This window comes from Evansella clarkii, from assembly GCF_002019695.1.
GTDB lineage: Bacteria > Bacillota > Bacilli > Bacillales > Salisediminibacteriaceae > Evansella > Evansella clarkii.
Map to the genome: position 1 here is coordinate 126,672 of NZ_KV917376.1, position 12,428 is coordinate 139,099.

The following is a 12,428-nucleotide window of genomic DNA, read 5'->3' on the forward strand; positions in this document are numbered from 1 at the left end:
TATAATATGCACTTTCCTTCAAGGTCTTTCGCTCCATAAGAAGGAAGTTTGCTCCAGGTCAGGTAACGAATCAGCTGCTTGCGTGACCTCAGTGAAGAGGTTGCACCAACTCAGGTAACGAATTAATTTCCCGTTGTGAAAAGGGCTGATAGATCACTTCTCTATCGGCCCTTGTACCACTCTCCTGCCTTGAAAAGGAATCACACCGCTGCCTTTTTCAGCTGGCTGTTATAAAGCTCTGCATAAAATCCTCCAGCTTCCAGCAGCTCTTTATGGCTTCCCTGTTCTATAAGCTGTCCTTCTTTCAGAATAAAAATCTTATCTGCTTTCTGAATTGTGTTTAATCGATGGGCAATAACAAAACTTGTGCGTCCTTCCATCAGCCTTTCAAGAGCCTCCTGAATTTTAATCTCTGTGACTGTATCAATGCTGCTCGTTGCTTCATCGAGAACCAGAATTTTCGGATTGGCCAGCAACGCACGGGCGATAGATAAAAGCTGCTTCTGCCCCTGGCTTATGCCTCCCCCATCCTGGTCGATTTTCGTATCATATCCTTGAGGGAACCTTTTGATAAATGAGTGGGCGTTTGCAAGCTTTGCTGCTTCTTCTACTTCTTCGTCCGTGGCATCAAGCCGCCCATAGCGGATATTTTCCCTAATCGTCCCGTGAAACAAAAAGGAATCCTGGAGAACAAATGCCATGTGCTTGCGGAGGCTCTCCCTTTTTATCCCCTTCGTATTTTTACCATCCAGAAGTATTCTTCCGCTGTCAGGGTCATAAAAACGGGAGATTAAATTAATCATTGTTGTTTTACCAGCACCTGTAGGTCCCACAAAGGCTGCCGTCTCTCCAGGTGCGACCTGAAAGCTGACATTGTTTACTGTGTCTCCGCCCTCTTCATAGGAAAACGACACGTCTTCAAAAATCACCTCGCCGGTAACCTCTTCAATCTCAGCTGCTTCCTTATCTTCAGCCAGCTCTTCTTCCTCATCCATCACGTCAAACACCCGCTCGGCACCAGCTATAGCTGACAGCAGCGTATTAAACTGGTTTGCCAGATCATTGAGCGGACGCGTAAACTGCCGCGCATATTCCGCGAAGATAACAATGACACCGATAGATATGAGACCGTTAAGGGCGAGAATACCACCGACTCCGGCTACAACCGCAAAACTGAGGTTATTCAGCATGTTCATCAGTTTCGGAATAAACCCTGAAAAAGTCTGTGCCCAGAATCCGGCAATCTTCAGCCGGTCGTTTCTTTCTTTAAATTCACTGATTACCTTTTCTTCCTGAGAAAAAGTTTTGACGATTCTCTGTCCCGAAAGTGTTTCCTGGATGTGGCCGTTCAAGTCACCCAGATGCTTCTGCTGCTCCTTAAACAGTTTTCCTGTCCGTTTCGTGATCCATTTCATTCCAAAGAACATCGCAGGAATAATCAGCATCGTTATTAGCGTAAGCAATGGGCTGAGCCAGAGCATTACAGCAACTGTTCCTACGAGGGTGAGGATACTGGAGAAAATCTGTATCACCGAACTGTTCAGTGTTGTGCTCACGTTCTCAATATCATTCGTAACTCTGCTCATCAGCTCCCCATGCTGCCTTTTATCAAAAAATGGGATTGGGAGCTTATGGAGATGGCGGAACAGCTGGGTTCTCATAGAAAAAACCGTTTTTTGAGCTATCCGGATCATCCAGTAATTTTGCAGCCATACAGAAAGAGAATGGAATATATAAACAGCAGTGAGCCCAAAAAGAAGCACCACCAGCCCGTCTGTATTTTGTTCTACAATAAAATCATCAATGGCCATCCCCACGAGAAAAGGTCCGTACAAAGCAAGAAAAGAACTTACTACAACCATCAGAAGTACGAGAGACAGTCTCCCTTTGCTTTTCGCAAGATAGCCGGAAATCCTTGCAATTGTTGCCCGCCAGTTTTTCGGCTTTTCCTTCTTTTTCCCTGGAGCCGCTGTTTTCCTGGTATTTAATTTATCTAAATCGATTTTTTCATGCTGGAAAGGTTCCTTAAATTCTTTAAGCATAGCGGTTATCCTCCCCAAATTGAGACTCATAGATCTTTCTGTACAAACGGGATATCTCCATCAGTTCCTCATGGTTTCCTTCTGCAATAAGCTCCCCGTCTTCCAGAAGCAAAATCTTATCCGCATTCATGGTCGTACTGATTTTCTGGGTAATCATCAGAGTAGTGCAGGAATAGCTGTCCAGTGCATCGAGAAGCCTTTTTTCCGTCTTAACATCCAAGGCACTCGTACTGTCGTCCAGAAGGAGAATCTTTGGCGCCCGGATCAGAGCTCTTGCAATAGAAAGCCTTTGTTTCTGGCCGCCTGAAAGATTTACTCCTTTCTGCCCAAGAAGCGTCTCATATTTTTCCGGAAGCTCCATAATTGTGTCATGGATTTGGGCATCCATGGCCGCTCTTACAATCTCATCCATGGAGGCATCTTCTTTCCCCCACCTGATATTATCCTTCAACGTCCCTGTAAAAAGCATCGCTTCCTGAGGTACAAAGCCAATCTGCCTTCGTAATGTTTTAAGCTTTAGTTTCCGAATATCTTTTTCGTCTATTTTTATCGTTCCTTCATCTAAGTCATAAAGCCGGGGAATAAGCTGAAATAAGCTTGTCTTTCCTGAACCTGTAGCTCCCAGGATTGCTATTCTTTCCCCTGGCTTCGCTTCAAAACTTATGTTTTTCAATACGAACATGTCTGTCTCAGGGTAACGGAAGGAAACAGAATCAAAGGTGATTTTCCCGGCTGTAATCTTATTCCCGGTGTCACTTTCTTTTGTATCAAGAAGGTCTACATCTGTTTCCAGCACATCTGCAATCCTCTGAGAGGAAGCTTTTGCTCTGGAAAAAATCATAATGATCATCGAAAATACGGACAGCGCTCCGGTCATCCTGGTAGTGTAGTTGATAATTGCGACCACTTCCCCCACCGTGGCCCCGCCAGCAGCGGTTTCGAAGCTTCCAAACCAGAGAATCGCCATGATACTCACGTTCATAATAAGGAGAAGGACAGGCATGGCAATCTCTATCAGCCTTAACGCAGCTACGGTTTTATCCCGCAGATTTCTGCTTGCTTCAGTAAATCTCTCCGCTTCATGTTTTCTCCGGAGGAAAGCTTTGATCAGTCTGATTCCCGAGAGATTTTCCTGTACCACACTGTTAACGTTATCCAGCTTTTCCTGTACTGCCCGGAACAGCCTTCCAGCTTTACTCATTATCCACATTAAAAACATAATCAAAAGCGGTACGGCTACAACAAGAATAAGGGCAAGCTTTACATTTACAAGCAGAGCCATAATGACAGAACCAATGACAAGCAAAGGTGCGCGCAGCATAATCCGTAAACTCATAAACACAGTGTTTTGAAGCTGGGTCACATCGCTCGTCATCCTTGTAATCAGTGATGATGCCGGAAACTGGCTGAAATTAGCGAATGAAAAAGACTGCACCTTTTCAAACACCTTGCTTCGTATATCGTATCCCATACCCTGGCTGGCATGAGCCGCATAGAAAGAGTTCAGGATCCCCGAGGCAAAAGCGATCAGCGACATACCGATCATAATGCCTCCCCAGAGCATGACGACTGATAAATCCCCCTGCATAATCCCGTCGTCTATTATTCTCGCCATTAAAAACGGCTGCAGGAGTTCCACAGCCAGCTCTGTTAAAGTGAAAAAAAGAGCCACGAATACCGCCAGCCGGTAGGGCCCCAGAAACATTAATACCTTCTTCATGGCTGTACCTCCCGTGTTGTTCTTCGTATCGCAAAAAGTCTTTTGTTAATATTCAAAAAATTATATGTACAATTTCGCTCATCGAAATAATTCTATAATAAAGAATATCATAAATCTGCTGTACAGGCGCCTAAAAACACATTTTTATTTATTTCAGCCTGCTGTATTTTTATCAGAGAAACTTCTGGCGATTTCCAGAAATTATGTGAAAATAAAGGACTATTCTTTTCTGCCGCCGAAGTAATGTAAAAAAAATGCAGAAAGGAACATGAGCCTGATGAAAAAAGAACGGGAGATTACCGAACCAGTTAAACTATGTGATGAAAACGGCAGTCTGAACGCGTCGAGTGTGGGCTGGTCACGCCGCCCACTAATAACAAGCAACCTGAAAGGCCAGTTTCTGAGAAAGAAAAAATGGCATTACTGGTGTGTAAACGGGCAGGACGCCTTATTTTCAGCAACCATAAGCCACTTTGATTATGCAGCCGTCTGCTTTGTTTATTATTTAGATTATAAGACAAAAGATTTTTATGAAAAAACTGTTCTGATGCCTTTAGGATTAAAGACGAAAATGCCGGAAGAAGTTCTGGCAAGTGCAGAAACTCTTCATAAAAACATGGGTATATTTTTTATCTGGGACGGAAGAAATACGCACCTGAAAGTCAGCATCCCTGATTTTGGAGGAAAACCTTTAACGGCGGACATTAAAGTCCATTACCCGGAAGACCATGACACCCTGAATGTGGTAATACCGTGGAGCAGCACGAAGTTCCAGTACACTGCCAAGCAGCAATGCCTTCCGGCCGAGGGAGCATTTTCTGTTGGTGACAAAACGTACACCTTTGATAAAACAACAGACTCAGCTATTCTGGATTATGGGCGGGGTGTCTGGCCCAGGACAAGCACATGGAACTGGGGTACAGCCTCTGGCAGGAATAACGGGGATATGATCGGCCTGAACTTTGGCGGGCAATGGACAGACGGAACTGGTGTGACTGAAAACGGATTTCTCGTTAATGGACGCCTTGTTAAAATCGGCGAAGACGTGGAATTCAAGTTTAACAGAAATAATATGATGGAGCCGTGGCAGCTCAACACTAAAGAATCCAGCCAGGTCCTGTTAAACTTCGAACCTTTCTTTCACCGTAAGTCTGCCACCTCCGCCCCACTGGTCAAGTCGGAAATGCACCAGATGTTCGGGCATTATTATGGGGAACTGACTGATGAAGACGGCAGTAAAATTACCCTTAACGGCCTTCCGGGTTCTATAGAAGACCATTTTGCCCACTGGTAAATACCTGTAACAATGGCCTGGAAACTACCAGGCCATTTACCGTTTTTAAAAGATCAATCTGTAATGAAAGAAATCGAGTTTTTCTCCTTTGTATACGGCCCCTGCTTCTTCCACCCGTTCCAGCTTAAAACCGTTTCTCTCAAGCACCTTTCTTGAGGGGATGTTATTTCTTGTTGTTTTTGCCGTAAGCCCTGTTATTTTCCCATCATCAGAGCCTGCCTCAACAAGTATCCGGACCGCCCTGCCTGCCACCCCTTTTCCCGCGGACATTTTTCCTACACGATAGCCTAGTTCGCCTACCCCGTTTTTATCCACGTCGGCAATATTAATCCTGCCAAGAATCTCGCCGGAAGTGTCTTTTATCAGGAAAAACTGAGATGTTCCCTCTTCCTGTTCCTTCAGCAGGAGGACGAGCCTTTTGAGAAAATTCTCATACACAAAGTAGTCATCGCCCCTGTCTGGAACCATAGAAGAAAAATACGTTCTGTTAGCCAGTTCAAACTGGAATAACGCTTCGGCGTCTTCCAAAGCAAGGTCCTGAATTTCAATCTCCAATTCTCTCACACTCCCATGAAATATCCTGTTAGAAAAAGAATATCATATTTTGACCCCTTCAGACTAAGACAATTGTTTGTGATAGAATGTAAGTGACCAAACTGGAGGTACTATGATGGATAATAGATTCTCACATATAGAAATTTCCCTTGTCATCGGTGGTACAGCTGCTGTATTAATGCTCGCGGTCCTGTTTAATTTTCCACTTGCAGCTGCTATAGTTCCCGGATTTTTGATGCTCACGGTTATTGCTTTGAAGAAAGGCTATAAATCAAGTGAACTCTGGCAGTTTTCCATAACCGGGATTAAGAGGAACAAAAACATTGCCTGGCTGCTCGCTTTCATTGGCGTTATTCTGCCTACCTGGTATTATTCCGGAACGATCGGCCACTTAAATGACTTGTTTCTCTCACTAATATCTCCGGAATATTTCTTTACAGCTGCCTTTATCGCTGCAGCTGTAATGAGCCTGATTATTGGATCAGCTGTAGGGAGCCTCAGTATCATCGGCCTGCCTGTGATGGGCGCCGCTGAAGCTCTCGGAATACCTGCCGCACTCACCGCCGGAGCCCTGGTGTCCGGTGCTTTCGTTGGAGACAGGACCTCTCCTCTGTCCAGTTCTTTTCAGCTTCTGTCCTTTTCTGTGGAACTGGAACAAAGAAAGCAGCTCAAAACGATCGTTCCGACGATGCTCATCAGTGCTGCATTAACAGCCTGCATCTTTTTTGTCGTTGACCAGATTGTTGATAAAGGGTCTGCAGGCGCATCAGTGGAAGGGATGAACGTGAACGAACTTTTAACTGGATCCTTATTTGTTTCATTAATCCCTCCTCTTGTTTTAAGTATTATGATTTTACTCGGAAAAAATATGAAACTTTCATTTTCAGCTGGAATCGGTTCAGCAGCCGTCATCCTTCTTTTCAGAGGAGTGCCTGTTTCTGAATGGCTGTATGGCAGTATATTTGGTACCGGAGCTCTCGGAGGCTTCCAGGGAATGTTCCCATTCATCATTTTTATTCTGATCGTCGGGGCATACTGCCAGATAATCGAAGACACAAAAATGATTCAGCCATATATTAATAGAATATTCAGGGACACCACCTCCCTGCCGAAAAACACAGCAAAAACGATCGGAGTAGCTGCAGGAGTTTCTCTTATTTCCCCAAATCAGTCATTTCCAATTTTGCTGGCCGGCCGTTCCTTACTTCCATTCTGGAAAACTCATTTCAGCAAAGAACATCTTGCCAGGATTCTTGCTGATTCAACGGTTGTTTTCGCCGGCATCGTCCCATGGAGCCTTCTGGCAATTCTTTGCAGCACGATTTTAAGTGTTCCTGTTCTTGCCTACGCCCCATACGCCGTCTTTCTTTATTTAACATGTGTCGTAACCATGCTTTATTCCATGCGAAAAAGCCGGCAAGCCAAAAAGACAGTAAGCGCTGCTTCCTAAGCAGCGTTTGCTGTTTTTTTGCAACCTGGCACTTGGGGCGTCATAGTGACAGTTGCCTAAGAGCAACTTTTAAAACCCCTTGTCTAGCAAGGGGTTTTACTTTATATTCCGGAATTTAACCTGATGTCACTATGACGTGTGTCATAGTGACAGTTGGGGTAACGCAACTTTATTTCCCGGAAACAATTTTTAAGTTGAAACAGGGAGGATAAGGGAGATTTAGGGAGGTTGTTATCCTGGCACTCGGGTTCCTGGAACCAACGTTCCTGGAACCCAAGTGCCATATTAAATCAAGGAGAATTCTCGAGGATAAGGGAGATTTAATGAGGCCCGCAACCTGGCACTTTTGTACCCGGTACACTGGAACCCGGTCCCGAAGTGCCACGTTGCCAGGACGAGGATTCAAAAGAAAAAGCGAGTAAACAAGAGGTGTCTCACTACCTCCTGTTTACACGCATCTAATTTAAGAGCCTGCCAGATACCAAACAACCCGCCACTTAATTTACACTTTCCCGCTGCAGGCCATGCCTCCCCAAAATAATCAAAGCATTTCTTCCCGCATCATCGCCAGAATATCGCTGTCTGCCTGCAGAATATCTTCCCGGCCTCGTTCGGCGATGCCTTCTGCTGCTTTTTGTGCTTCTCTTACTGCCTGCTTCACGTCCACAGTTAACAGCTGCCGATTTTCCATAACGACTTTTCCATCAATAATTGATGTTTCTACTTCATGCCCTCTCGCTGAATATACGAGGTTAGGAATGATGTTCCGGACAGGACTGGTAAAAACTGGTGAAAGGGACGGCTCTTCCAGGTCAATCAGAATGATGTCTGCTTTTTTCCCCGCCTTTAAGGAGCCTACTTCATGATCGATGCCGAGAACCTTAGCTGCTTCAATCGTTGCTGAACGGATGGCGAGGGTTGCTGAGAATACCGCTGGATTGCCTCTTTTCACCTTATTTAGTATTGCGGCGAACTTCATTTCGTTGAACATATTGTTAGAGTTATTTCCTGGTGCCTGGTCGGAGCCGAGTCCAGCGGTCCCGCCGCTTTCCACAAATTTCAGCATCGGAGGCACAAGGCCATCGATAATACCGATACTGCCGGCACAGTATGTCATGCTTGCACCGCTTTTGGCAACGATCTCTGTTTCTTCGTCGGTGGCCTCTGTCAAATGGACGGCAATTAACCGTTCATTTAAAAATCCATTTTCCTCTAAAAATGCGATACTTCTTTTTCCGTACCTTTTTTCCATCTGATTAATTTCTCTGTCGCCCTGGGCAACGTGCATATGTAGTTTTGTATCATATTTTTCCCCGAGTCCCTTTATCTCGTTAAGCAGCTCAAGGCTCATCATATCAGGGCCCTGAGGTCCTAGAATACAAGTGATTCTGCCATTTTCCGTCTCGTTATACTTCTCCATTAATTCCAGGTTTCGGGCAAGCTTTTCCTCACCCACAGACTGTTCCAGAGGATATAAGTCACCGACCGGAGTACTGCTGATGTCAGGCGGCATTTCGTTTACCATTTCAGCAAGACGGGCTCTTGCCCCTGCCTTCACATAATTATGGACAATTTCCGTCATGTAACTGTCATAATCGCCAAAAGTAGTTGTCCCTGACTGAATGCCCTCAATGATATTAACCATGGAACCCTTTACTGCATCTTCTCTTCTCACATGCTTCATAAACGGCCAGATGCCTTTTTGCATCCAGTCGTTCATATCCTGAGCCACTCCGCGAATAATCGACAGACCTGTATGAATATGAGCATCAACCAGCCCTGGCATTACGACTTTATTTTTTGCATCCATCAGCCTGTCAGCATTGTACTGGCTTTTTAATTCATTGGTTTTTCCCACGGCCACAATCTTATTTCCCTTTATTGCCAAGGCACCGTCTTCAATCATTCCGACACCCTTGCCTTCCATCGTTACAACAAAACCATTTGTAATTAATATATCTGCATGCAATGAAACGACCTCACTTCATTCTATTTTTATTACTTTCGTTTATTTAGCTTCTATAAAAATACTTCATTTCCTTCTCTGATTATTGAATCTATGTACCGCTTACTTCCTGCCATTTCCTCCTCTTCAGGAAAAAACAAGAAACCGAACCAGGATAAAAGTCCTGTTTTCCTGACATGCCAACAGGGCGTTCCTCACCCGAAAATAACGTCTGACTCCATGTATAACAGGACTATACTTTTTAAAACTTAATAAATTCCAGCAATAATCAAAATACGGTAGTTTTTACTTATTTTTCTAATAATTATATATTTTTCGACAAAAAAGTTATAAAATGCTAACTAAATGTCCTCTGGTAACAGAGGAATATTTTACCACTACACATAAAGGAGAGGAACATATTGCAAAGTAAATTACGGCAATACTTTATTTATTCGCTCATATTGCTTCTTGTGTTATCCACATTCAGCGGGGCTGGGTTTGCAAACGGCTCAGGACAGAATGCGAGTCTTTCATCTGTTCACCTGGACTTAAATGAAACTTCATCTGAACCAGTGACTGTTATTGTGGAACTGGAAGCAGAATCAATTGCAGAAGCTAATTACAGAGGTAAATCACAATCTAAAGAAGGCCTTGCCGCAGAACGTGAAAATGTAATTTCTTCTATTGAAGCTGCGGTATCTTCTGCAACAATTAACCAGGAATACGATTATGTTTTTTCGGGATTTTCAGTTGAAGTAGCTCAGAATGAACTTCATGAGCTGGCTGCTGTTGCAGGTGTAAAAGCTGTTTATCCAAACGAAACTTATGAAGTTTCTTCTGTTGACGAAGCTGAACTTATTGATGCAGAATCGTTCAGCCCGGCTATGATGGACAGTGCTCCATTTATCGGCTCTGATCTTGCATGGGATGCAGGCTTTACAGGAGAAGGAGTAACTGTAGCAGTTATTGATACTGGTGTAGATTATACACATCCTGACCTCGCTGATAACTTTGGCGACTATAAAGGCTGGGACTTTGTTGATAATAATGACAGCCCTCAGGAAACTCCTGCAGGCGATCCACGGGGCGATTCAACTAACCACGGTACACACGTTGCCGGAACAGTTGCGGCAAACGGTGATATTAAAGGGGTAGCTCCAGACGCTACACTGCTTGCTTACCGAGTTCTCGGCCCAGGGGGCAGCGGAACAACAGAAAATGTTATCGCAGGTATTGAACGTGCAGTGGAAGACGGTGCTGATGTTATGAATCTTTCACTTGGAAACACAACGAACGATCCTGATTTTGCAACGAGTATCGCCCTCGACTGGGCCATGGCTGAAGGAGTTGTTGCTGTAACTTCAAATGGTAACAGCGGGCCGAATAACTGGACAGTCGGTTCTCCAGGAACATCCCGCGAAGCCATTTCCGTAGGTGCTACACAGCTTCCTTATAACCTTTTCAGTGCACAGATAGCTACTGAAGGAGGAGCAAAGCTTGAAAGTGCTGCCGTTATGGGGCACCCAGGTGAGGATAAGCTTAAAGAATTTAACGGTGATTTCGAATTTGTCCATGTGGGCTATGGGGAAGCCTCTGACTTTGAAGGTGTGGATGCTGAAGGAAAAATTGCTTTAATCAGCCGCGGAGAAATCCCGTTTGTGGATAAAGCAACAAACGCGAAAAATGCCGGAGCAGCCGGTGCTATCATTTACAACAATGTGGAAGGCGTTCAGCCTGACGTTCCAGGCCTGGCTGTTCCAACCCTAAAAACATCACTGACAGACGGGCAGAAGCTTCTCGCAGAACTGGAAGCAGGCAGCAATACGGTAAATATTAATGTTGAATTTGACAGAGAAGTCGGAGAAACAATGGCTAACTTCTCTTCCAGAGGTCCGGTTATGAACAACTGGATGATTAAGCCGGACGTCTCAGCTCCTGGTGTAGCAATTGTAAGTACTATCCCTACACACAACCCTGAGAATCCATACGGTTATGCATCCTTACAGGGAACGAGCATGTCAGCTCCTCATGTTGCCGGTGCTGCAGCTCTTGTTTTACAGGCTAACCCGGACTGGAGTGTTGATTTTGTTAAAGCAGCTCTTATGAACACTGCGGAAAAGCTTTACGATGCAGATGGCGTTATTTATCCTCATAACAGCCAGGGTGCAGGAAGTATCCGTATCCTTGATGCTATTAACGCTGAAACACTAATCACACCTGGCAGCCATTCTTTTGGGGTGTTTACTAAGGAAAAAGGAAAAGAAGTAAGAAGCCAGAGTATTACAATTAACAATCTGTCTGATGAGCGTAAAAGATATTCCTTTAATTTTGAAGGAACAGAAGGAATAAAAGTTATGAACAGCAATAACACACAGGTTCAGCCTGGAAGAACGCAGGATATTAATTTCCGTGTACAGGTAGATGCTTCAAAAACAGAGCCAGGGTATCATGAAGGAGTTATTACAATCAGCAATGGTGATGAGACTTTACAAGTACCAACGATTGTTTTTGTTCAGGAGCCGGATTATCCATTATTGAACACTTTATCACTTGCTCTTGAAGGTGGAAACCTGGTTGGTACTGTAAACGCTCCAGGCGGTGCCGAGCATTTTAATCTTCGCATCAGAGACGCGGATACTGGGGAGCTTCTCGCAGAACCAGCTGCTGCGTCTGATATAGCGCCGGGCATCCACAGCTTCAGCTGGGATATGACCATTGATGGCCAGCCGCTTACTGAAAGAAACTACCAGATTAATGCTTATGCGAAATCTGGTGAATTTGAAACTGAATTAGCTGGACCTACGTTAACTATTGAATAGGAACGATGAAAACCTCCGGAAGCAAAAGCCTCCGGAGGTTTTTCATACATAATCTGAGGGGTCCACTACCGCGCTGTAAATTAGATATACTACTGCACAAGCAGCCATTGTGATAAATCCCCAGCCAAGTGTTATCTGCTCAATTATCAGGTAGTTATTGCACAGCTGCTCAGGCGACATGATATAGAGAAGTCCCATAGCGAAAAACATCACTGTAAAACTGATTATGAGTGCATTCTTGCTTTTATCTCCAAGCTTTTTCCAGCTGTCCCTTAGTGGTATCCCGGCTAAAAAAGGAAGACTGATATACTTAAAAATAGCAACGCTCTGTACTGTCAGGGCTTCGTCCATTGTCCGGGGAATCATCCAGTAGACCATTATGATTATAAAAAGCAAAATCCCCGGCACACCGTTACTGTTCCAATTTTCAAAAAAAACAGGAAAGCGTTCCTGCACCAGTTTAGCCATCAGAAAACCTGCAATTACAAGGAGCGGCATTTGCATATGCATATGGACGACCATAATTGATTCGAGCAAATTGGCGACAGGGGGGAGAGCCAGAAAGATAAGCAGAAACAGACCGGCTGTAAATTGATTCAT

The 12,428-nt window shown here is 44.4% G+C and carries 8 protein-coding genes; 3 read left to right on the forward strand and 5 right to left on the reverse strand.

Features of this window, described 5'->3' with window-relative positions; translation table 11 throughout:
- Positions 1-200: 200 nt before the first annotated feature.
- A complete protein-coding gene (locus tag BK582_RS00530; RefSeq protein WP_078592501.1) occupies positions 201-2,042 on the reverse strand; it encodes an ABC transporter ATP-binding protein in 1,842 nt (613 codons plus the stop codon).
- Complete coding sequence (locus tag BK582_RS00535; protein ID WP_078592502.1) at positions 2,035-3,762, reverse strand: ABC transporter ATP-binding protein; 1,728 nt, start codon at positions 3,760-3,762, stop codon at positions 2,035-2,037. Before BK582_RS00535 ends, BK582_RS00530 begins: the two co-directional genes overlap by 8 nt.
- A gap of 277 nt (positions 3,763-4,039) precedes the next feature.
- On the opposite strand from BK582_RS00535, the gene BK582_RS00540 reads away from it, so the two are divergent.
- Positions 4,040-5,056 (forward strand): DUF2804 domain-containing protein, encoded by a 1,017-nt coding sequence (locus tag BK582_RS00540; protein WP_078597721.1) that lies wholly within the window; start codon positions 4,040-4,042, stop codon positions 5,054-5,056.
- 45 nt (positions 5,057-5,101) lie between these two features.
- On the opposite strand, the gene BK582_RS00545 is transcribed toward BK582_RS00540, so the two are convergent.
- Complete coding sequence (locus BK582_RS00545; protein WP_078592503.1) at positions 5,102-5,611, reverse strand: GNAT family N-acetyltransferase; 510 nt, start codon at positions 5,609-5,611, stop codon at positions 5,102-5,104.
- Between the two features lie 112 nt (positions 5,612-5,723).
- Here BK582_RS00545 and BK582_RS00550 point away from each other — a divergent pair, with 112 nt between their 5' ends.
- Positions 5,724-7,061: a Na+/H+ antiporter NhaC family protein gene (locus BK582_RS00550; protein ID WP_078592504.1), complete on the forward strand. Its 1,338-nt coding sequence runs from the start codon at positions 5,724-5,726 to the stop codon at positions 7,059-7,061.
- Between the two features lie 541 nt (positions 7,062-7,602).
- On the opposite strand, the gene BK582_RS00555 is transcribed toward BK582_RS00550, so the two are convergent.
- Positions 7,603-9,030 carry an amidohydrolase family protein gene (locus BK582_RS00555; protein ID WP_139368193.1) on the reverse strand — a complete coding sequence of 476 codons (1,428 nt, stop codon included), beginning with the start codon at positions 9,028-9,030 and terminating at the stop codon, positions 7,603-7,605.
- Positions 9,031-9,428: 398 nt separating this feature from the next.
- Here BK582_RS00555 and BK582_RS00560 point away from each other — a divergent pair, with 398 nt between their 5' ends.
- Positions 9,429-11,828, forward strand: a complete 2,400-nt coding sequence (locus BK582_RS00560; RefSeq protein WP_078592505.1) for a S8 family serine peptidase — start codon at positions 9,429-9,431, stop codon at positions 11,826-11,828.
- A gap of 42 nt (positions 11,829-11,870) precedes the next feature.
- On the opposite strand, the gene BK582_RS00565 is transcribed toward BK582_RS00560, so the two are convergent.
- Positions 11,871-12,428 carry a DUF1404 family protein gene (locus BK582_RS00565; RefSeq protein ID WP_078592506.1) on the reverse strand — a complete coding sequence of 186 codons (558 nt, stop codon included), beginning with the start codon at positions 12,426-12,428 and terminating at the stop codon, positions 11,871-11,873.